17 protein-coding genes are annotated in these 20,956 nt (G+C 70.4%); 8 read left to right on the top strand and 9 right to left on the bottom strand.

Translation table 11 applies throughout. From position 1 onward, the window contains the following. Positions 1–65: 65 nt before the first annotated feature. Together ACIPSJ_RS02990 and ACIPSJ_RS02985 are read right to left on the bottom strand one after the other, a co-directional pair. Positions 66–2,795, bottom strand: a complete 2,730-nt coding sequence (locus ACIPSJ_RS02990; RefSeq protein WP_401342982.1) for a cation-translocating P-type ATPase — start codon at positions 2,793–2,795, stop codon at positions 66–68. A gap of 60 nt (positions 2,796–2,855) precedes the next feature. Next, entirely contained in the window at positions 2,856–3,839 is a 984-nt protein-coding gene (locus tag ACIPSJ_RS02985; RefSeq protein ID WP_401342980.1) for a polyphosphate kinase 2 family protein, read from the bottom strand. A 469-nt stretch (positions 3,840–4,308) separates the two neighbouring features. On the opposite strand from ACIPSJ_RS02985, the gene ACIPSJ_RS02980 reads away from it, so the two are divergent. From ACIPSJ_RS02980 to ACIPSJ_RS02965, 4 genes are all read left to right on the top strand, one after another. Beyond that, positions 4,309–5,547, top strand: coding sequence for a M4 family metallopeptidase (locus tag ACIPSJ_RS02980; RefSeq protein ID WP_359221151.1), 1,239 nt, complete (start codon positions 4,309–4,311; stop codon positions 5,545–5,547). Between the two features lie 46 nt (positions 5,548–5,593). After that, entirely contained in the window at positions 5,594–5,911 is a 318-nt protein-coding gene (locus ACIPSJ_RS02975; protein WP_401342977.1) for a protealysin inhibitor emfourin, read from the top strand. Between the two features lie 145 nt (positions 5,912–6,056). Next, positions 6,057–6,668: a DJ-1/PfpI family protein gene (locus ACIPSJ_RS02970; RefSeq protein WP_401342975.1), complete on the top strand. Its 612-nt coding sequence runs from the start codon at positions 6,057–6,059 to the stop codon at positions 6,666–6,668. Positions 6,669–6,831: 163 nt separating this feature from the next. After that, positions 6,832–7,749: an NADP-dependent oxidoreductase gene (locus ACIPSJ_RS02965; protein WP_401342973.1), complete on the top strand. Its 918-nt coding sequence runs from the start codon at positions 6,832–6,834 to the stop codon at positions 7,747–7,749. A gap of 10 nt (positions 7,750–7,759) precedes the next feature. On the opposite strand, the gene ACIPSJ_RS02960 is transcribed toward ACIPSJ_RS02965, so the two are convergent. Then, positions 7,760–8,254 (bottom strand): hypothetical protein, encoded by a 495-nt coding sequence (locus ACIPSJ_RS02960; RefSeq protein WP_359221162.1) that lies wholly within the window; start codon positions 8,252–8,254, stop codon positions 7,760–7,762. 272 nt (positions 8,255–8,526) lie between these two features. Here ACIPSJ_RS02960 and ACIPSJ_RS02955 point away from each other — a divergent pair, with 272 nt between their 5' ends. The 3 genes from ACIPSJ_RS02955 to ACIPSJ_RS02945 are packed head-to-tail and all read left to right on the top strand — an operon-like array spanning position 8,527 to position 11,307. Then, positions 8,527–8,679, top strand: coding sequence for a ferredoxin (locus ACIPSJ_RS02955; protein WP_401344546.1), 153 nt, complete (start codon positions 8,527–8,529; stop codon positions 8,677–8,679). Continuing rightward, a complete protein-coding gene (locus tag ACIPSJ_RS02950; protein WP_401342970.1) occupies positions 8,669–10,063 on the top strand; it encodes an NAD(P)/FAD-dependent oxidoreductase in 1,395 nt (464 codons plus the stop codon). The genes ACIPSJ_RS02955 and ACIPSJ_RS02950 overlap by 11 nt, the downstream gene beginning before the upstream one ends. 38 nt (positions 10,064–10,101) lie before the next feature. Then, complete coding sequence (locus tag ACIPSJ_RS02945; RefSeq protein WP_401342968.1) at positions 10,102–11,307, top strand: cytochrome P450; 1,206 nt, start codon at positions 10,102–10,104, stop codon at positions 11,305–11,307. On the opposite strand, the gene ACIPSJ_RS02940 is transcribed toward ACIPSJ_RS02945, so the two are convergent. Beyond that, positions 11,304–11,939 (bottom strand): TetR/AcrR family transcriptional regulator, encoded by a 636-nt coding sequence (locus tag ACIPSJ_RS02940; protein WP_401342966.1) that lies wholly within the window; start codon positions 11,937–11,939, stop codon positions 11,304–11,306. The two genes, ACIPSJ_RS02945 and ACIPSJ_RS02940, sit on opposite strands and share 4 nt — an antisense overlap. A gap of 95 nt (positions 11,940–12,034) precedes the next feature. On the opposite strand from ACIPSJ_RS02940, the gene ACIPSJ_RS02935 reads away from it, so the two are divergent. Next, a complete protein-coding gene (locus tag ACIPSJ_RS02935; RefSeq protein ID WP_401342964.1) occupies positions 12,035–12,997 on the top strand; it encodes a zinc-dependent alcohol dehydrogenase family protein in 963 nt (320 codons plus the stop codon). Between the two features lie 40 nt (positions 12,998–13,037). On the opposite strand, the gene ACIPSJ_RS02930 is transcribed toward ACIPSJ_RS02935, so the two are convergent. The 5 genes from ACIPSJ_RS02930 to mreD form a co-directional block, all read right to left on the bottom strand. Next, positions 13,038–14,987, bottom strand: coding sequence for a TIGR03960 family B12-binding radical SAM protein (locus ACIPSJ_RS02930; RefSeq protein ID WP_401342962.1), 1,950 nt, complete (start codon positions 14,985–14,987; stop codon positions 13,038–13,040). A 100-nt stretch (positions 14,988–15,087) separates the two neighbouring features. Further along, positions 15,088–16,593: a CHAD domain-containing protein gene (locus ACIPSJ_RS02925; protein WP_401342960.1), complete on the bottom strand. Its 1,506-nt coding sequence runs from the start codon at positions 16,591–16,593 to the stop codon at positions 15,088–15,090. Between the two features lie 144 nt (positions 16,594–16,737). Then, positions 16,738–17,937 (bottom strand): rod shape-determining protein RodA, encoded by a 1,200-nt coding sequence (gene rodA / locus ACIPSJ_RS02920; RefSeq protein WP_359221182.1) that lies wholly within the window; start codon positions 17,935–17,937, stop codon positions 16,738–16,740. Next, positions 17,934–20,183, bottom strand: a complete 2,250-nt coding sequence (gene mrdA, locus ACIPSJ_RS02915) for a penicillin-binding protein 2 (RefSeq protein WP_359221185.1) — start codon at positions 20,181–20,183, stop codon at positions 17,934–17,936. The genes rodA and mrdA overlap by 4 nt, the downstream gene beginning before the upstream one ends. Before the next feature lie 85 nt (positions 20,184–20,268). Next, entirely contained in the window at positions 20,269–20,946 is a 678-nt protein-coding gene (gene mreD / locus ACIPSJ_RS02910; protein ID WP_355722285.1) for a rod shape-determining protein MreD, read from the bottom strand. Between the last annotated feature and the right edge of the window lie 10 nt (positions 20,947–20,956).

Genomic DNA, 20,956 nt, shown 5'->3' with positions numbered 1-20,956 from the left:
CCGGTGTCCGGCTGCGACAAGAGTTCGTGGGAGACCTCACAGCGTGACCTCGCAGCGGGCCGGCGTCAGGTCCGCGCGGTGGGCCTGCCGTTCCAGCGGGCGAGGAACTTGCCGGTCTCCCAGAGCGCCAGCAGCACGAGCGCGGGGACCAGCGCCCAGGCGAACTGGGCCAGGTCCAGTTCGGTCGTGCCGAGCAGCCTGCGGAAGACGTCCATCTGCGTGACCAGGACCGCGAGCACGAACTCGATCAGCATGGCCCGGTTCATCTGCTTGCTGTCGAAGCTGGCGGTGGTGAGCACGGTGTCCCGCTCGCTGCGGCACTCCAGGGCGGCCACGATCAGGCAGAGCGCGAAGGAGGTGAACGCCATCGACTGGCCGATCGCGACACTGTCGTAGCGGGTCGTGCCGAGCTCGATCAGGCAGAGCAGCCCGATGGTGATCGCGAGACCGGACAGGCCGACGGTGAGCATCACGCCCCGGGACAGCACATGCGCGCCGCGCGGGCGGGGCCTGCGGGCCATCAGGCCGGGGCTCTGCCGGTCGAAGCCGAGCGCGAAGCCGAAGGCCGCGTTGACGAAGAAGTGGATCCACAGCACCTGAGCGGGGGTGAAGGGCTCCCCGGCGGCGATGTCGAACAGGGTCGCGCCGAGGAACGTCAGCACGAACACCACGAGCAGGACGAGCACGAAACGGATGTACTTGGTGAGGTTGTCGTAGATCTTGCGGCCCTGCTCGACGGCGAAGACGATCGTGGCGAAGTTGTCGTCGGCGAGCACCATACGGCCGGCGTTCTTGGCGACCTCGGTGCCGGAGCCCATGGCGATACCGACGTCGGCCGCCTTGATGGCGGGGGCGTCGTTGACGCCGTCGCCGGTCATGGCGACGACACCGCCCTTCTTCTTCAGGGTCTCGGCGAGCAGCACCTTGTGCTCGGGCGCGACCCGGCCGACGACACCGATGCCGTCGATCCTGGCGAGCCGTTCGCTCTCCGGCAGGGCGGCGAACTCCGCGCCCAGCATGGCTTCGCCCTCGATGCCGAGCTGGCGGGCGATGGCGGCGCCGGTGACGACGTCGTCGCCGGTGACCATCCGGACCCTGATGTGCGCGGCCTGCGCGTCGGCGACCGCGGCCTTCGACTCCGCGCGGGGCGGGTCGACCATCCCGACCAGGCTGGTCATCTGCAGGTCGGTGACATAGCCGAGCAGATCGCCTTCCGGGTCGAAGGCGGCCGGGTCGAGGTCCCGGCGGGCGGCGGCCATCACCCGCAGGCCCTCGCCGCCCATGCGCTCGACGTGCTCCTGCGCCCGCTGCCGCAGCGCGTCGTCCCAGGGCACGGACGCGCCCTGGCGCAGGGCGGTCGCCGCGCGGTCCATCATGGCGGGCGCGGCACCCTTCACGAAGCAGCGCACGACGGGCCGGCCGGTCTCGTCGGTGGCCCGGTTGAAGGTGGCCATCAGCTTGTAGGAGGGGTCGAAGGGCAGGACGGCCAGCCGTGGCAGCCGCTCCCTGGTGGCGTCGACGTCCAGTCCGGCCTTGTGGCCGAGGACCAGCAGGGCGCCCTCGGTGGGGTCGCCGACCACCTTGCCGTCCACCAGCCGGGCGTCGTTGGCGACCAGGTAGGGCAGGATCGCGTCCGTCATGTCCGGTGCGCTGCCGACCGCGTGCTGGATCCGGCCCACCAGGCTGTAACCGGTGCCGGAGACGGTGTAGCGGTCGCCGGGGTCGACGACCTCCACGGCGGTCATCTGGTTCATGGTGAGCGTGCCGGTCTTGTCGGAGTTGATCGCCGAGGTGAACCCCAGCGCCTCCACCGACGGCAGGTCCTTCACGATCGCCTGGCGCCGGGACAGGTCGACGGCGCCGATGGACAGGATCGTCTGGGACACGGTGGGCAGGGCCTCCGGGATGGCGGCGATCGCCAGCGAGACGGCGCTGACGAACAGCGCGTCCCACGCCGTCCCCCGGCTGCGGCCCAGCACGAACATCAGGATCATCGTCAGCCCGGCCGTGCCCGTGATCCACAGGGTGAGCCGGTCCATCTCCCGGGTCAGCGGCGAGGCCTCCCGGCGGGTGCTCGACAACATGCCGGAGATCCGGCCGAGTTCGGTGTCCGCGCCGGTGGCCGTGACCACCACCGTGCCGCTGCCGTGGGTGACGGGCGTGTTCATGAACGCCATGTTGTGGCGTTCGCCGGGCGGCAGGTCGGTACCGGTGAGGGTGCCCGTCTCCTTCGCGGCCGGCACGCTCTCGCCGGTCAGCGCCGACTCGTCGATCTGCAGGGCGTTCGCCAGGACGATCCGGCCGTCCGCCGGCACCTCGTCGCCCGCCGCGAGCAGCACCACGTCACCCGGGACGACCTGCTCGGCCGGGATCTTCGACTCCGTGCCGTCCCTGCGCACCCGCGCGGTCGCCTTCATCATCGACTTCAGCGCGTTCATGGCGCTGTCCGCCTTGCCCTCCTGGCGCATCCCGACGACCGCGTTGACGACGGTCAGGACCAGCAGCAGCACTCCGGTGCTCCACTCCTTGATGACGAGCGAGACCACGGCGGCGCTCACCAGGACCAGCTGCATATAGCTGCGGTACTGGGCCAGGTAGCGGCGCCAGCCCGGCGTCGCCTTCTCCTCGGGCAGCGCGTTCGGGCCGTGCGTACTCAGCAGTTCCGCGGCCCGCGCGGCGGACAGTCCGGCGGCCGGATCCACCTCGAACGCCGCGGCCACCTCCTGCGGCGGACACGCGTACCACAACCGGCCGTCGGCTGCCCGGTCCTGCGAAGCGTCTGTCTCCGCGGTCATGAACGTGCCTCCGTTCCCGGCCCCCGTTGTTCGCCCGCCCCCATTGCTCGCCCGCCCCCGTCACCGGTGCTTCTTGTGCTTCTTCTTCCGCTTCCTCTCGCCCGCTCCGGCCTCCGCCGCACAGGGATCCGCCGCCGCCCCCTCGGGCGCCTCCGCCTCCAGTTCCCGTCTGACCTCGGCCAGTTCACGGCGGGTCGCGTCGCTGACCTCCGGGTACCGGGGGTCGATGTCGATGAGGGTGTGCGCCAGTACGGCGGCCGCGCACACCCGGGCGAACCACTTGTGGTCGGCGGGAACGACGTACCAGGGCGCCCATTCCGTACTGGTGGCGGAGAGCATCTGCGAGAACGCCCGCTGATAGTCGTCCCACCGCGCCCGCTCACGCACGTCGGCCGACGAGAACTTCCAGTTCCGTTCGGGAACATCGATGCGTTTCAGAAAACGGATGCGCTGTTCTTCCTTCGAAAGGTTCAGAAACAGTTTGACGACCCTGAAGCCGTTGTCGCTCAGACAGCGCTCCCAGTCGTTGATCTCCCGGTAGCGCCGCTGCCACACGTCGGGGCCGCGTGCCGCGTCGGGCAGCTTCTCCCGCCGCAGGTTCTCCGGATGGACCCGCACCACCAGTACTTCCTCGTAGTGGGAGCGGTTGAAGATGCCGATCTCGCCGCGCCGGGGCAGCTCGCGGGCGTAACGCCACAGGTAGTCGTGGTCGAGTTCCTCGTCCGAGGGCACCTTGAAGCCGGACACCCGCACGCCCTGCGGGTTCACTCCGCTCATCACATGGCGGATGGTGCCGTCCTTGCCTCCGGCGTCCAGGGCCTGCAGGCACAGCAGCACTCCGTAGGTGTCCTGGGCGGCCAGCCGACGCTGGTAGTCGGCGAGCAGCTCGATACCGCTCCGGAGCAGTTCGACGCCGTCCTTCTTCTTGCGGATGCCGGCCTTGTAGCCGGGGTCGAAGTCCTCGCCCAGCCGCACCCTGCTCCCGGGCTCGACCCGCAGAGGCTCGATGAACTCCGCTATCCGCTCGGCCCTGTCGTCGCCCATCGCCCGTCCGCTCCTTCTTCCGCCGTCCGCCGTCCGCTTCTTCCGCCGTCCGCCGGGTCAGTACGGCCTGCTCGACAGCATCCGGTGGGGCCGTGCCGCCGACCTCACCCTTGACGGGTGGTTCGCCCACTGACCGGACGTCAGACCCCGCCCGGGGTGCGGGCCGCCGGAATCGAGCGGACAATGGAGGCAGAAGCGGTTTCCGCCTCCTCAGCCGTGCACACGACTCCCCCGTCCTGTGTACGACGCCGGGAAGTCCCGTGTACGACGCCGGGAAGGCGAGCCGCTCGCCACACGGCTTGCCCTGCAGGTCCGCGGGCTCCCCGCCCGCACGCAGGAGCCGTCCCGCGCGTCGGACGCGATCGTCCGGTCACAGCGGCACCGTTTCTCTCGGCGATCGGCACCTCCGGCGCGCGCCGCTCTGACGAGCAAGGCCTTTGCCGCCGCTCTTCCCGCACCGAGGTATCCCATGACCAGGACCTGCCGCCCGAACTGCATCATTCCCCCGCACCTTCTCGAAAAGCTGCTGAGAAGCGACGACAGCGAGGTGCACAAGGCCGCCTTGGCCACCCTGCTGACCACCGCGTCCCTGCGGGGCGAACGAACGGTACGGGCGACCTTCGCCGGCGCCGCCGCCCCCGGCAACGGCCGGCGGACCGTCTTCGACTGCCAGCACGGCCGCATGCTCTCCCTGGCCGAGACGGCCCGGTCGGAGGACGGACCGCCGTCCGCCGACGAGTCCGTCAACCGCGCGTTCGACGGACTGGGCGCGACCCGCGACTTCTACCACGACGTGTTCAGCCGCGACTCGATCGACGACCAGGGCATGCGCCTGGACGGCTACGTCCACTTCAGCTCGCACTACAACAACGCGTTCTGGGACGGACGGCAGATGGTCTTCGGAGACGGCGACGGAAAGATATTCACCGACTTCACCGCATCCGTCGACGTCATCGCCCACGAACTGACGCACGGAGTCACCGAGAACACGGCCGGACTCGCCTACCACAACCAGTCCGGCGCCCTGAACGAATCCGTTTCGGATGTCTTCGGATCACTCGTCAAGCAATGGTCGAAGAAGCAGTCCGTCGACGAGGCGGACTGGCTGATCGGCCCCGAGGTCTTCACCCCGGGGATCGAGGCCGACGCCCTGCGGTCGATGAAGGCCCCGGGACAGGCGTACGACAACGCGCTGTTCGGCAAGGACCCCCAGCCGGACCACATGAGCAAGTACGTCAACCTGCCGGACAGCGACAACGGCGACTTCGGCGGGGTGCACATCAACTCCGGCATTCCCAACCGGGCGTTCTACCTGACGGCCACGGGCATCGGCGGATTCGCCTGGGAGTCGCCCGGGCTCATCTGGTACGAGTCGCTCAAGGCGTCCAGCGCCGAGACACAGTTCCAGGACTTCGCGGACACCACCTACCAGAAGGCCGAGGAACTGTTCGGAGCCGGCAGCCCCGAGCAGCTGGCCGTGCTGGCGGCCTGGCAGGGCGTGGGCGTCCAGATCAGCGGGATCCCCACCGGGGTCGCCCGGGCCCGCAGCCTCGCGGCCGGCCGCAACGGCCATGACGGCCTTGACGGCCGCGACGGGCTTGTCGGCCGGGAGGACGGCCTGGCGGCCCTGAGCAAGCAGATCGGCGCCCTGTCCGTCCAGGTGACCGGTCTGGCCAAGGACGTCACCGCGCTGAAGGCGGGCAGGTGAGGACCGGCGGCGCGCACCGGCCGCCGAAGCGGGCGGCCCGACGACGATGAAGGTCACCCTGGAGACGCACGGCGGGCAGGCGGCGGCGATCAACCTCCGCCTCCCGCCCCAGGTGCTGGACACCGGCAACCTGCCCGAGGAAGCCGCCGCGCAGGTCGCCCGGCTGGTGGCGGCGGCCGTCCCGGAGGCCTCGGCACCGGAGCCGCCCGGCGGGGCCCCGGACGCCATGAGCTACACGATCACGGTGGAGGACGGCGGCCGTACGACCGTCCTCACCCGGTCGGACACCACCATGTCCCCCGCGTTCGCGGCCCTCCTCGACCGGCTGCGGGAGTACTTCGCCCAGCAGGACACCGAAGGCTGACCCACTGACCCACTGACCCACTGACCAGCTGACCGGCTGACCGGCCGGTACCGGCCACCGGTCGGCGATTGGCCCGCGACCCCGGCGCGGCTCTCCTGAGAGACTCGGCATCCGCATCATCCGTGCCGTGCCCCGAGGAGATGCCATGCAGGTGGCGGTGCTCACCTTCGACGGATTCAACGAACTCGACAGCTTCATCGCCTCCGCGCTGATCAACCGGTGCCGGAAGGACGGTCTTGAGGCCTTCATCACGACCCCCGCACCGGTGGTCACCTCGATGAACGGCGTGCCGGTGACCGGGCAGCGCCCGATGGAGTTCGCGGCCGAGGCCGACGTGGTGCTGGTCGGCAGCGGGGTGAGGACGCGGGACGTGGTGGCCGACGACCGGCTGATCTCCCGGCTGCGGCTCGACCCGGACCGGCAGCTGATCGGCGCGCAGTGCTCCGGCGCGCTGGTGCTCGCCCGGCTCGGGCTGCTGGCCGGCATGCCCGCCTGCACGGACCGCAGGAGCCGGCCCTTCGTCGAAGCCTGTGGTGTCACCGTCCTGGACACGCCGTTCCACGCCGAGGGGAACATCGCCACGGCCGGCGGTTGCCTGGCGTCCCAGTACCTCGCCACCTGGGTGATCACCCGTGCCCTCGGCGAGGACGCCGCCCGCGCGGTCCTCGACTACGTGGCCCCGGTCGGCGAGAACGAGGAGACGGTCGCCCGCGCCCTGCGCGCCGTCGACGCGGGCGCGGCCGCACTGCGCGGCTGACACGACCGCGAACACGCCCGCCAACTGGCCACCGCTACAACTTCGTTGAGACCACCCGGCCGGGAATACGACTCCGCACCGGGGCCGTTGAACGCGCGGCACGGCGCGGTCGGCGTCCGGCCGTCCGGGCACGACCCGAGCGAGGAAGTGCGGTGATCACGCGATGAAGGCGGTGCGGTTCCACACGTACGGCGGGATCGATGTGCTGCGGGTGGAGGAGGTGGAACGGCCGGTGCCCGGCCCCGGGCAGCTGCTGGTCGAGGTCCGCGCGGCCGGGATCCAGCCCGGTGAGGTGATGATCCGCGAGGGCGCGCGGCACGGACGCTGGCCGGCGGCGTTCCCCTCCGGGCAGGGCAGCGACCTGGCCGGTGTGGTGGTGGAGACGGGCCCCGAGGTGCGCGGCTTCGCGGTGGGCGACGAGGTGCTGGGCTTCACCCACGCCAGGGCGAGCCACGCGGAGTTCGTCGTGGCCGACGACGTGCACGTGGTCGCCCGCCCCCGGGGCCTGTCCTGGGAGGTGGCCGGCTCCCTGTACGTGGCCGGTACGACCGCCTACGCCTGCGTGTTCGCGGTGGACCCCGGCCCGTCCGACACGGTCGTGGTGTCCGGAGCGGCCGGTGGTGTCGGGTCGCTCGCCGTGCAGCTCGCGCGGCGGCGCGGCGCCACGGTGATCGGGCTGGCGAGCGAGCGCAACCACCCGTGGCTCAAGGACCGCGGGATCGTCCCGGTCGCCTACGGAGAGGGTGTCGCGGACCGGATCCGGCAGGCGGCCGGCGGGGACGTCGACGCGTTCGTCGACACCTTCGGCGACGGCTACGTGGAGCTGGCCGTGGAGCTGGGCGTGCGCCCCGAGCGCATCAACACGATCCGCGACTGGCAGGCCGCGGCGAAGATCGGCGCACGGACCTACGGTGAGGGCTCGGCCGCCTGCGCGGTCGTGGTCGGCGAACTCGCCCGGCTCGCCGCGCGCGGGGAGCTGGAAGTCCCGGTCGCCCGCGCCTACCCCCTGGCCCAGGTCCGCGAGGCGTTCCGGGAGCTGGAGCGCGGGCACACCCACGGCAAGATCGTGCTCCGGCCGTAGCCCCGGCTGTTCAGCGGGTGTCGGGCGGGAGCGGCCGGGAGGTGTCGTCGAGGTCCAGGCGCATCCTGCCGCGCATGGTGTCGAAGGCGTCGAACCAGGGCCGGTTCGCGTTCCTGAGTTCGGTCCAGTCGCTGAAGGTCTCGCCTTCCTCCAGTCTGCGCACGAGGTCGCGCATACCGCGCATGACCTGGTCGGAGAGGGCGACTATGTCCGGTGGAGCGGTGATGGAGATCTGGTAGCGCAGCTCGTACACGCCGCCGCTGCGGTAGACGTCTCCCGCCAGGCTCGCCCGCTCCGGCCAGGGTTCCGTGCCGTTGACGACCACGGCCCTCATGTCGTTCCAGCTGCGCGCGACGGCCGCGAGGTACGCCGCGTACAGCTCGCGCTTGACGGCGGTACGGCGTTCGGCCTGCTCCCGGCGCCACTTGGACCAGTCGGCCAGGGAGGTGGCGCCCACCCCGATGGCCGCTCCCGTCACCGTGCTGACCAGCGTCCCCAGATCCATCGCTGAAGGATAGATCCCGGCAGGAGGGGCGAGGGGACACGGCCTCCCGAGCACCCCGCTCCCGGTTTGCGGGCGGTCCCGGGGGAGCCGATCCTGGAGGGGAGGCATGCCGACCGATCGTGGGGACACCGAGCACAAGGGCTGCGAAGCCCGGCGCACCAGGGCGACCGCGGCCCGAGCAGGGAGCGGGTTCCAGATGAGGCTTGTCAGGGCGAGGAAAACACACTGCGCGTATCCCTGGCACCGGTTGAGATCGACCGGACGTCTTCGCCCTGCACGGCGAGGAAGCACTGCTCTTCTCTCCTCGTTTCGACGAGGAGCACCGTGACCGGGTGGAGAAGGCCGCTGCCGCCTGCCCGGTCCAGGCCATCCTGGTCGACTACTCCGACGAGCCGACGAAACGGGTCGAGTCCCATGTCGGCTGACCCGGACGTCGAGACCCTGCGGCGTGAGGGCCGCGTGGTCGTCGTCGGCGCCTCGCTGGCCGGTCTGCGTGCGGCGGAGACCCTGCGGGAACAGGGTTTCGCCGGATCGCTGACCATGATCGGAGACGAGCCGTACGAACCCTACGACCGGCCGCCGCTGTCGAAACAGGCGCTGCTGGGGCGGGCCCGGCCCGAGGACACGGCGCTGCCGCGGCGGCGCGAGATCGACGCCGAGTGGCGTCTGGGCGTCGCCGCCGAGGGCCTGGACCGGGACGCCCGGCAGGTACGCCTGGCGAACGGCGACACCGTCCCCTACGACCGTCTGCTGATCGCCACCGGCACCCGGGCCCGGCCCTGGTTCCACCCGGAACAGGCCGCACTGGACGGGGTGTTCGTGCTGCGGACCCGTGACGACTCGGCCCGCCTGCACCGGAAGCTGACCGGCGGCGTGTCCCGGGTGCTGGTGATCGGCGCCGGATTCACGGGCTCCGAAGTCGCCTCCGCCTGCCGGGAGTTGGGTGTCGATGTCACGGTCGCCGAACGCGGTCCGGCGCCGCTGGTGGGGGCGCTCGGCGGGGTGATCGGCGCGGTCGCGGACCGGTTGCAGCGCCGGCACGGCGTCGACCTGCGCTGCGGCATCAGCGTCACCGCCCTGGAGGGCGACGACGTGGGGCGGCTCAAGCGGGCCCATCTGTCGGACGGTTCGGCGATCGACGTGGACGTGGCGGTCGTCTCCCTGGGTGCCATGCGGAACACGGAGTGGCTCACCGGCTCGGGGCTGGCCGCGGGTCCCCGGGGGATCGCGTGCGACGCCGGCTGCCGGGTGTTCGACGTCAACGGCATCGTCACCGACGACATCTACGCCGCCGGTGACGTGGCACGCAGCCCCCATCCGCTGTTCGACTACCAGTTCCTGGCGCTGGAGCACTGGGGCAACGCGGTCGAGCAGGCCGAGATCGCCGCCCACAACATGATCTGCGCGAGTCCGGAGCGCCGTCCGCATCTGTGGCTGCCGATGTTCTGGTCCTCCCAGTTCGGGGTCAACATCAAGTCGGTCGGTGTGCCCTCGCTGGGCGACCAGCTGGTCGTGGCGCAGGGCACGCTCACCGAGGAGCGGTTCGTCGCGGTGTACGGGTACCGGGGCCGTGTCATCGCGGCGGCGTCCTTCGACGGAGGCAAGTGGCTGGGGTTCTACGAGGAGCAGATCGCGTCGGGCGCGGCGTTCCCGCCGCAGTTCCACACGGTCGACCGCCGTACCGAGACGCTGGAGGCGGTCGACCCGGCCTTCCCCGATCCCCATCTGCCCACCCACGGGCCCACCGTCACGCTGACGGGTCACTCCCCGAGCGAGCGGCGTGTCGAGTTCGTTCCGTCGCATGCCTGATCGCCGGTCCCGCCACGCCCGGAGCCCCAGGAGCCACCATGACGTCCGACAGCATCTCGGCACGGATCACCGACTACGCCAACCGGGCCGACCCGTACCCGCTCTACGCGGAACTGCGCAAGACGCCGGTCAGACGGGAGGAGGACGGCACCTACCTGGTCAGCACCTACCACGAGGTGCGGAGCCTGGCCAACGACCCGCGGCTGAGCAACGACACCCGCAACCGTCCGGCCGGCCACACCCGTAACACGGACGCGGAGGACACCAGCCTGCCGCCGAGCTTCATCTTCACCGACCCGCCGCTGCACGACCGGCTGCGGGACACCATCAACCGGCCGTTCGGTCCCCCGCACAGCCCCCGGTTCCTCGACGGTCTGCGCGGAGAGCTGGCCCAGGTCGTCACCGGGCTGCTCGACGCCTTCGAGGGCAAGGACCAGGTCGACATCGTCGAGGACTTCTCCTATCCCCTTCCCGTCACCGCCATCTGCAAGGTCCTCGGCGTGCCGCGCGAGGACGAACCGCGGTTCCACGGCTGGGCCGACGCCCTGGCGTCCGGGGTCGATCCCCAGGCCGACGCCGGCACCGGCCAGGAAAAGGCCCAGCAGGCACGCCAGGACCTGGGCGCCTACCTGGCCGACCTGATCGAGACCAAACGCCGTCACCCCGGCCCCGGGATCCTCAGCGCGCTCGCCCCCGACATGACACCGGCGGACCTGGAGGCCACCGCGGTGCTGCTGCTGGTGGCCGGCCACGAGACCACCGTCAACGCCATCACCAACACGACCCTCACCCTGCTGCGGCACCCCGACGTCCTCGACCGGTTCCAGCAGAACCCGGACCTGGCCGTCCCGCTCATCGAGGAGGTGCTGCGGTACGAGCCCCCGGTGCAGTTCGTCCCCTGGACCACCGCCCTCGCCGACATCGACGTCGCCGGCACCACGATCCCCGAGGGCTCGCCGGTCTGGCTGATGCTGGCCGCGGCCAACCGCGACCCCCAGCGCTTCCTGGACCCCGACCGGTTCGACCCCGACCGCAAGGACAACGAGCACCTCGGCTTCTACACCGGCATCCACTACTGCTTCGGCGCGCCGCTCGCCCGTATCGAACTCCACGCGGCCATACCCGAGCTGTTCCGCCGGGTCAGGTTCTCCGGCCTCCTGGAAGACCCACCGCCGTACCGCGCCAACGCGGTCCTGCGCGGCCCCCGCCACCTCCCCGTGGCGATCGAGGGCCTCACGGCCTAGACGTTCTTGAGGGGTGCTGCGGATGCCAACCGTGTCACCGGCGGCAGCGGCATGTGCGTCGGGGAGGTCTGGAACGCCTGGATCGCCAGCGCGGCGAAGCGACGGGAGGCCGCGACCCGGGTGGTCGTGGATGTGGTGTGGATGCCTCTGTTGGCCATGAGCATGAGGATCAGGTCGTCCAGCACGAAGTCGGGGCGCAGCCGGCCGGTGCTCTGAGCACGACGGGCGAGTTCGGCGATCGAGTTCAGCGTGTGCTCACGGTCCGCGGCGAAGTCCACCGCGTCGGGGAAGGTCACCATGAAGACGTCCGTGAAGCCCCGGTTGAGGGCGTGCAGTTCACAGGTTCTCTCGATGACACGGCAGAAGCCGCGCCACGGATCCGGATCGGCGAGCCCCTCGTCGACGATGGCGTGACAGGCCCGCATCTGCTCCATGAACGCCTCGGTGACCAGCGTCTGCTTGGTCGGAAACCGGCGGTACAGCGTGGCGGGGCCCACTTCGGCGCGCCGGGCGATCGCGCGCATCGTCACGTTCAGCCCCTCCGCGGCGAACAGCGTGCGGGCCGCGTCGAGGATGCGGTCGCGGTTGCCCTGGGCGTCCGAGCGCAGGGTCTGAGGCAAACGGTTGGTCACCGCTCTCACTTTAGCGAAACGGACGCAGGCGTCCGTTAGCGTCCGGGACCGGCGGACGGCTCCGTCCCCACCGGCCCCAGATGCAGGAGACGGCCTTGAAAGCAGTCACGATCCAGACGTTCGGAAGCGCCGAAGGTCTGGCGGTCATCGACCTTCCGACCCCGGTCCCCACGCGTGGACATGTGCTGATCGACACGGAGGCGATCGGCGTCGGCGGTGTCGACACCCTGGTCCGAAGCGGTGCCCTGGCCACCTACGGCTTCAAGGAAGGCCATGTACCGGGCAGCGAGGTGGCGGGCACGGTGACGGCGGTCGGCGACGAGGTCGACACGTCGTGGATCGGTCGGCGCGTGTGGGCGTTCACGGGCGTGGGCGGCGGTTACACGGAACAGGCCGTCGCCCCGGTCGGGGAGATCCTCCCCCTCCCCGCCGGCCTGTCCGCCGCCGACGCGGTGACACTCGGAAGCTCCGGAGTCGTGGCCCGCTTCGCTCTCTCCCATGCCCGCTTCGGCCCCGGCGAGTCGGTGCTGGTACGCGGCGCGGCCGGCAGCATCGGGATCATGGCGGTCCAGCTCGCGGCGGGTTCCGGTGCCGGTGCGGTGGCTGTCACCACCTCGTCGGCCGAGCGCGGCGAACGGCTGCGCAAGCTCGGCGCGACCCACGTCCTGGACCGTTCCGGCGCGGGCGACGAGGACGCTCCCGCCGGCTACGACGTCATCATCGACATCGTCGCGGGTACGGACATGCCCTCGTTCTTCGAGAAGCTCAATCCGAACGGCCGCATGGTGGCCGTCGGCATGGTCGGCGGACCGCCGCCGGCCGACTTCGGCATGACCATGATGGCGGCGTTCCGGAAGTCCATGTCGTTCGCGACGTTCAGCGCCGACACCGTGAGCGCACCCGAGCGACATGCCGTTCGGACCGAACAGTTCGCCGCGGCGGGTCGCGGTGAACTCCACACGGTGGTGCACGAGTTGTTGCCGTTGGAACAGGCCGTACTGGCGCACCGCAAGATGGACGCGGGCGAGGTGTTCGGCAGGATCGTGCTCATCCCGTAGCCGCTGGGCCCTGCGGGCGTTCCCACAGGGCCCGGTCGGACTACTTGTTCACCACGGTCAACGGCAGCAGCTTCTTCCCGGTCGGGCCGATCTGGATGTGGGTGTCCATCTGCGGGCACACGCCGCAGTCGAAGCACGGGGTCCAGCGGCAGTCCTCGACCTCGGTCTCGTCGAGGGCGTCCTGCCAGTCCTCCCAGAGCCAGTCCTTGTCGAGGCCGGAGTCGAGGTGGTCCCAGGGGAGGACCTCCTCGTAGGTGCGCTCGCGGGTGGTGTACCAGTCGACGTCGACGCCGGCGGGGGCGAGGGCCTTGTCGGCGCAGGCCATCCAGCGGTCGTAGGAGAAGTGCTCGCGCCAGCCGTCGAAGCGGCCGCCGTCCTCGTAGACGGCGCGGATGACGGCGCCGATGCGGCGGTCGCCGCGGGACAGGAGGCCCTCCACGATGCCGGGCTTGCCGTCGTGGTAGCGGAAGCCGATGGAGCGGCCGTACTTCTTGTCGCCGCGGATCTTGTCGCGGAGCTTCTCCAGGCGGGCGTCCGTCTCCTCGGCGGAGAGCTGCGGGGCCCACTGGAAGGGGGTGTGGGGCTTGGGGACGAAGCCGCCGATGGAGACGGTGCAGCGGATGTCGTTGGAGCGGGAGACCTCGCGGCCCTTGGCGATGACCTTGGTCGCCATGTCGGCGATCTGGAGGACGTCGTCGTCGGTCTCGGTGGGCAGGCCGCACATGAAGTACAGCTTCACCTGGCGCCAGCCGTTGCCGTAGGCCGTCGAGACCGTACGGATGAGGTCGTCCTCGGAGACCATCTTGTTGATGACCTTGCGGATGCGTTCCGAGCCGCCCTCCGGGGCGAAGGTGAGGCCCGAGCGGCGGCCGTTCCTCGTCAGTTCGTTCGCCAGGTCGATGTTGAAGGCGTCGACGCGGGTGGAGGGGAGGGACAGGCCGATCTTGTCCTCGGTGTAGCGGTCGGCCAGGCCCTTGGCGATGTCGCCGATCTCCGAGTGGTCGGCCGAGGACAGGGAGAGCAGGCCGACCTCCTCGAAGCCGGTCGCCTTGAGGCCCTTCTCCACCATGTCGCCGATGCCGGTGATCGAGCGCTCGCGCACCGGGCGGGTGATCATGCCGGCCTGGCAGAAGCGGCAGCCGCGCGTGCAGCCGCGGAAGATCTCGACGGACATGCGCTCGTGGACCGTCTCGGCGAGCGGGACGAGGGGCTGCTTGGGGTAGGGCCACTCGTCGAGGTCCATGACGGTGTGCTTGGAGACGCGCCAGGGGACGCCCGACTTGTTGGGGACCACGCGGGCGATACGGCCGTCGGGGAGGTACTCGACGTCGTAGAAGGCCGGGATGTAGACCGAGCCGGTCTTCGCCAGGCGGAGGAGGACCTCCTCGCGGCCGCCGGGGCGGCCCTCCGACTTCCAGTCGCGGATGATCCTCGTCATGTCGAGGACGGCCTGCTCGCCGTCGCCGATGATCGCCGCGTCGATGAAGTCCGCGATCGGCTCGGGGTTGAAGGCCGCGTGGCCGCCCGCGAGGACGATCGGGTCGTCGAGGGTGCGGTCCTTGGACTCCAGGGGGATGCCCGCCAGGTCGAGCGCCGTGAGCATGTTCGTGTAGCCCAGCTCCGTGGAGAAGGACAGGCCGAACACGTCGAAGGCCTTCACCGGGCGGTGGCTGTCCACCGTGAACTGGGGGACGCGGTGCTCGCGCATCAGCGCCTCCAGGTCCGGCCACACGCTGTACGTGCGCTCGGCGAGGACGCCCTCCTGCTCGTTGAGCACCTCGTAGAGGATCATGACGCCCTGGTTGGGCAGGCCGACCTCGTAGGCGTCCGGGTACATGAGCGCCCAGCGGACGTCGCAGGTCTCCCACGGCTTGACCGTGGAGTTGAGCTCACCGCCGACGTACTGGATCGGCTTCTGCACATGCGGGAGCAGGGCTTCGAGCTGCGGGAACACAGACTCGGCGACCTGGGCGGCGGCTTCGGCAGGCATCTCGCGGACCTTCGGTGAGCGGACTGGGGCGCCCCGGCCGGAAGCTGGGGAGGTGACCATCAAGCCTAACCCGCCCGGCGGACTCCCCCGTACCCGTCGATCACACCGGCGCCTCGTCCTTGACGTCCTTCCAGGCCTTCGGCACCTCGGCCTCCACCGCGGTCGCCCGCTGTTCCTCGCGGCCGTACAGCAGCCCGTAGGTGAACGCGCTCTCCCCGGCCGCGTGGGCCACCGCGGACAGCTCGCCGAGGGTCTCGCGGGCCATCACGCTGTCCTGGTGCTCGCCGATCAGGGTCTGGAGGGACTTCATCGACTTCAGGAGGGTCTTCGCCGGGCCGCCGAGGGCGGGGCGGGCCGCCTCGGCCGCGTAGCGGGTGCGCTTGGCCTTCTTGCGGGCCTCGTGCAGGCCGAGGTCGCGTTCACGGCCGGGGGGCTGGGCCATGCCCGTCTCGATCAGGTCGGTGACCTTGGCGAAGTCCTTGCGGACGGCCTGGGTGAGCACCTTCTCCGGGTCTCCGGCGGCCGCCTTCAGCAGGGGCGGGTCGGCGGCCAGGGCGTCCAGGGTGTCGAGCAGGGTCAGGTAGCGCTCGGAGTCCAGGACGCCCAGCAGCCGGCTCCGGGAGCCGCGCTCGCCGGCCTCGGCCCAGTCGCGCAGCCGGTCGTGGACGGGGCCGTGCACGAGGGCGGCGGGTACCTCGGCCAGGGCCGTCAGCAGCCGTTCGGCCAGGACCTCCTGGTCGCGGCCCAGGCCCAGCTCGCCGGCGAGCCATTTCAGCTCGTCGGCGATCGGGTCGGTGACCTTCCGGTCGAGGACCTTGCCGAAGGTGCGGAAGGTGCTGCGCAGCCGGCGGGTGGCCACGCGCATGTCGTGCACGCCCTCCTCGGTGTCCAGGCGTACGGCGGGGTCGAGCTCGACGATCGCGTCCCGCTGGGCGCGGACGTAGGCCATGACGTGGTCGCCGGCGGTGACGGGCTCGGCGGGCTCCGGCTGCCCGGTCCGCGGCTTGGCGCCCTTGGTCTCGGACAGGGCCCGGGCGAGCTTCGAGGGGGATTTCGAGGGCCGGACGCCGGCCTTGCCGAGGCGTTTCTCGACCTTGTCGAGGAAGGCGGGGTCGCCGCCGTCGGCCAGTTCCACCTCGATCTCGGTCCACTGGGCCTTGCCGGAGCCGCCGAAGAGCCGTTCGGCGCGGACGCGGTCCACGCTGACCTCGGCGAGCAGGGTGCCGTCGGCGTCGACGAGGTGCTGGACGTCGCGGGCGGTACGCAGCCGGACGACGGGGACGAGGCTGCCCTCGCGGACCCGGGAGCGGGTCAGGCCGGCCAGTTCGCCGGGGAGGGTGTCGGAGAGCGGGGCGTGGATCTCGTCGCGGATGCCCGGGGCCACGGGGAGCTTGAGGTGCCAGCCCGCGTCGCTGCCGCCGGTGCGGTGCCGCAGGGTGACTCTGGCCGAGGCCAGGCGCAGGTCGGAGGTGTCGTGGTAGGTCGCGTCGAGTTCGGCGGTGCCCTTGTCCAGGACGTTCGCCACGCCGGCGACACCGGTCAGGTCGGGCAGCCCACTGTCATCGGACTCATACTTGCGCTCGATTTCACGCTTCGTATCCGCCATGAACCGAATCTAGTGGGCGCGCCCTACAAGAGCCAGAAGCCAAGGTGGGTAAATCAGAGGAAAAAACAAAATGAGGGAGAGGTGAACACATCGCGAACGATCTGCCCACCTCTCCCGTTCTGTCCCGATATACCGGTTGTCCCGCTATGCCGACATCGGGCGCTGCACTCTGATCGACTGCAGCAGCCCCACGGCCACCCACACGGCGAACATCGACGAGCCGCCGTACGACACGAACGGCAGCGGCAGGCCGGTGACCGGCATGATGCCGAGGGTCATGCCGATGTTCTCGAACGCCTGGAACGCGAACCAGGCCACGATGCCCGCCGCCACGATCGTGCCGTACAGCTCGGTCGTCTCGCGGGCGATCCGGCAGGCCCGCCACAGGACGACGCCGAGCAGCACGATGATCAGGCCGGCGCCGAGGAAGCCCAGCTCCTCCCCCGCGACCGTGAAGACGAAGTCGGTCTGCTGCTCCGGGACGAACTGGCCGGTGGTCTGCGAGCCGTGGAAGAGGCCGGCGCCGGTCAGGCCGCCGGAACCGATCGCGATCCGCGCCTGGTTGGTGTTGTAGCCGACGCCGGCTGGGTCGAGGCTCGGGTTGGCGAAGGCGGCGAAGCGGGCGATCTGGTACTCGTCCAGGATGTGCAGCTGCCAGATGGCGACACAGCCGATCACACCGGCGGCGAGCAGGCCGAAGACCCAGCGGTTGGAGGCGCCGGAGGCGAGCAGCACGCCGAGGATGATGGTCACCATGACCAGGACCGTGCCGAGGTCGGGCATGAGCAGCACGATCAGGATCGGGACGGTGGCCAGGCCCAGGGACTGCAGGACGGTGCGATGGTCCGGGTACGGCTTGTCACCGGCGTCCACCCGGGCCGCCAGTATCATCGCCATGCCCAGGATGATCGTGATCTTCACGAACTCGGCGGGCTGCAGCGAGAAGCCGCCGCCGAAGACGATCCAGTTGCGGCTGCCGTTGATGGTGGCGCCCAGCGGGGTGAGCACCGCGAGGATGCCGAGCACCGAGAGGCCGTAGAGGATCGGCACCGCGTTGCGCAGCTGGCGGTGGCCGACCCAGACCGTGCCGATCATCAGGGCGAGCCCGATGCCCATGTTCATCAGGTGCCGGACCAGGAAGTAGTACTGGTCCCCCTGGTTGATCTCGGTGCGGTTGCGGGTCGCCGAGTAGACCAGTATCGAGCCGAGCAGGGACAGCGCGAGGGCGGCCAGCAGCATCGGCCAGTCCAGGCGGCGGGTGAGCGAGTCCCGGGCGAAGAGCCGGGTCCAGCCGGCCCGGGCCGGGCCGTAGCCGGAGACGGAGAAGCTGTTGACGCCGGTCATGTGAGCATCCTCCGGCTTCCCCTCCTGCGCGGCCGCCTTCGCGTGGTGCGGTTGCCCGTCGACGGTGAGGCCGTGGTCGCGGCCGGGGTCTGGCCGTCGTCCTGCTTGTCGCTCTGCTGGGAGGCCTGGAAGTCCTTCGCCGGGTCCTTGGAGACCTTCGGGGAGGCGATGGTGCCGTCCGTGCGGACCTTGGGCAGGCCCTGCTGCGGGCTGTAGAGCAGCGCCTTGGACTTGTCGACGGAGCCGTCCGCGCCGACGCCGTAGAGCGCGCTGTAGATGTTGCGGACCGCCTCACCGGAGGCACCGGAACCGGTACCGGCCTGGGCGATGGTCATGATGACCGTGTAGTCCTTGGTGTAGGTGGCCAGCCACGACGTGGTCTGCTTGCCGTAGACCTCGGCGGTACCGGTCTTGCCGTGCAGGGCGATCTTGTCCTGCGGCCAGCCGCCGAACTTCCAGGCGGCGGTACCGCGGGTGATGACGCCCGCGAAGGCGTCGTCCATGCCCTTGAGGGTGGCCTGGCTGACGGGCAGCTTGCGCAGCGCCTTGGGCTTGATCTCCTGGACGCTCTTGCCGTCGGCGCTGATGATCGCCTTGCCGATGGTCGGCTGGTACTCGGTGCCGCCGTTGGCGACGGCGCTGTAGATCATCGCCTCCTGGATCGGCGTGACGAGGGTGTCGCCCTGGCCGATCGAGTAGTTGATCTCGTCACCCTCGCGCATCTTGTTGCCTTCGAGGCAGTTCTCGTACTCGATCTTCTCGACGTAGGTGCCGTCCTTCTTGCCGGACTTGCACCAGGCGTCCTTGTTGGCCTTCCAGTAGTCGAGCTTCCACTGACGGTCGGGGACGCGGCCGGTGACCTCGTTGGGGAGGTCGACGCCGGTCTCCTTGCCGAGGCCGAACTGGTGGGCGGTCTTGAAGAACCAGTCCTTCGGCTCGCCCTTCTTCGGGTTGATGCCGCCGTCCTTCTTCCACTCGCGGTCGGCGAGGCCGTAGAAGACGGTGTCGCAGGAGACTTCCAGCGCCCGGCCGAGGGAGATCGGGCCGAAGTTCTCGCCCTCGAAGTTCTTGAAGACCTGGCCGCCGACTGAGTACGAGCTGGTGCAGGGGTAGCCGCCGTCCCAGACGTAGCCGGCCTGGACCGCGGCGGCCGTGGAGACCACCTTGAACGTCGAACCGGGCGCCGCCTGACCCTGTATGGCCCGGTTGAGCAGCGGGTAGTCGGAGTCCTTGCCGGTGAGGGCCTTGTAGTCCTTGGCGGAGATGCCGCCGACCCAGACGTTCGGGTCGTAGTTCGGCGCGGAGGCCATGGCGACGATCCGGCCGGTCTTGGCCTCCATGACGACGACGGCGCCGGAGTCGGCCTTGTAGTTCTCCTGGGTGATCTTGTCGTACTGCTTGCGGGCGGTCTTCATCGCCTTGTCCAGCTCGTACTCGGCGACCCGCTGGACGCGGGAGTCGATGCTGGTGACCAGGTTCGAACCGGGCTCGGCGGCGTCCGACTTGGCCTTGCCGATGACCCGGCCGAGGTTGTCGACCTCGTAGCGGGTGACGCCGGCCTTGCCGCGCAGCTCCTTGTCGTACTCGCGCTCCAGGCCGGACCGGCCGACCATGTCGGAGCGCAGGTAGGGCGAGCTGCTGTCCTTGGCCTGCTCGATCTCGTCGTCGGTGACCGGGGAGAGGTAGCCGAGGACCTGGGCGGTGTTGGACTTGCCGGGGGCCGGGTAGCGGCGCACGGCCTCGGGCTCGGCGGTGATGCCGGGGAAGTCCTCGGCGCGCTCGCGGATCTGCAGGGCCTGCTTGGCGGTGGCCTCGTCGGTGATCGGGATCGGCTGGTAGGGCGAGCCGTTCCAGCAGGGCTGGGGGGTCTTGGAGTCGCAGAGGCGGACCTTCTGCATGACCTCCTCGGGCTTCATCCCGAGGACGCCCGCGAGCTTGGTCAGGACCGCCTTGCCGTCGTCCTTCTGCTTGAGCAGGTCGGTACGGGAGGCGGAGACGACGAGCCGGGTCTCGTTGTCGGCGAGGGGGACTCCGCGCGCGTCCAGTATCGAGCCGCGTACGGCGGGTTCGACGACCTGCTGGACGTGGTTGCCGGAAGCTTCCTTCTGGTACTCGGCGCCCTCGCGGATCTGCAGGTACCAGAGCCGGCCGCCGAGGGTGCCGAGCAGGGAGAGGACCAGGATCTGGATGACGACGAGACGGATCTGGACCCGTGGGGTCCGACCGGTCTCGGGAATGTTGGTCACTGGGTTGCCTCCCCCTCTCCGTGCTGTACCTGGGTGTCATATCCGACGGAGCTGTGAATGGCTCCGCTGCCCAACTCCGCCGGGCTCACAGGCGCTTGACCCCCTTGATGCGGCCCACGCGGACGTTGCGGGAGCGGGCCTTCGCCTTGAGGCCGCCGAGGCCGCCGCGCTGGCCGCCGATACGCATCCCGGTGCCGGAGGAGATCCAGCCGGAGGAGATGTCACCGGCCTTGCCGCCGGAGTTGGCCTCGGTGAGCGGGTCGTTGTCGGCGCGGCGGGCCAGGGCCATGACGCCGGGGACCACGAACGGGGCGAGCAGCAGGTCGTACAGGGCGGCCGTGATCAGCAGGCTGGTCATGCCGACGTGCCGGGCGGCGGTGTCGCCGACGAGGGCGCCGACACCGGCGTAGAGCAGGGTGGAGCCGACGGCGGCGGCGACCACCACGAGCATCGGGCCGGTCGCGGACTTCAGGCGGCCGTTCTCCGGCTTGATGAGCCCGGCGCAGTAGCCGACGACGCACAGCACCAGGGCGTAGCGGCCGGCCGCGTGGTCGGCGGGCGGGGCGAGGTCGGCGAGCAGTCCGGCGCCGAAGCCGACGAGGGCGCCGCCCACATGGCCGTAGACCATGGCGAGGCCGAGGACGGTGAGCAGCATCAGGTCGGGGACGGCGCCCGGGAGGTGGAGGCGGGCGAGGACGCTGACCTGGATCACCAGGGCGACGACGACCAGGGCGGTGGAGAGCAGGATCCGGTTGACACGCATGGGGGATTCA

The sequence above is a fragment of the Streptomyces sp. NPDC090088 genome (genome assembly GCF_044747345.1).
GTDB lineage: Bacteria > Actinomycetota > Actinomycetes > Streptomycetales > Streptomycetaceae > Streptomyces.
This window is presented reverse-complemented; position numbering and strand designations above follow the sequence as displayed.